The organism is Roseateles sp. P2_H4 (assembly GCF_056403315.1).
Window position 1 is genome coordinate 1 of sequence record NZ_JBFUFR010000084.1, and the last position, 727, is coordinate 727.

Sequence of the window (727 nt, forward strand, 5' to 3'; positions counted from 1 at the left end):
CTCCGAGCCCGCGCCGGAGCCGCCCCCGCCGCCGCCCAGCTGCGCCCAACTGACCAGCCGCGCGCTGTCGTCGGACCTGCGCGCCGCCACGGCGCAGTCGCAGAACCAGCCGCTGCAGGCCCTGGTCAAGCTCTACGACGAGGCCGTCGCCGAATGGGGCGCGGCCATCGCCACCTGCGACGGCCGTGCCCGTGAGCGCGCCCAACGCAACCTGGCCGACAGCCAGAAGACCCGCGACGCCCTGGCCGAGAAGCTGCAGTCCGGCAGCCAGTGCGAAAGCGCCCACCGCGACGCCGGCTCGCTGCAGGACCTGGCCCGCGCGGCCTTCGGCGAGCGCCGCTTTGCCGATGCCGCCAGCCTCTACCGCAAGGCCGAGGGCATGTGGGAACTGGCCGCCGAGCAGTGCAACGGCAGCCAGCAGCAGACCGCCCAGCGCCGCCGCGAGCAGAGCGAGATCGACGGCCACAACGCCGAGTTCTGCGCCCCGCCCTTCGAGCGCGCCCGCGAGTTCTCCGGCAAGCTGCGCAACAGCGGCGCCGCCCTGCCGCTGGCAGAACGCCAGCTGCAGAGCCAGATCGGCGAGACGCTGTGGCGCGACACGGCCAGGCTCTGCAAGGGCAGCGCCCAGGAGCTGGCCATGAACAACGCCCAGGCCCTGGCCCGCGAGCGCGGCACGCCCTGGGTGGCCACGCCGCTGCCCGGCGCGCCCGCGCCGGCAGCCGTGGCC

General features: G+C 75.4%; 1 protein-coding gene. It reads left to right on the forward strand.

Going from position 1 to position 727, the window contains the following annotated elements; genetic code table 11:
- On the forward strand, positions 1 to 727 hold a 727-nt coding region (locus tag AC1DW3_RS30365), incomplete at both ends, for a hypothetical protein (protein ID WP_477937952.1).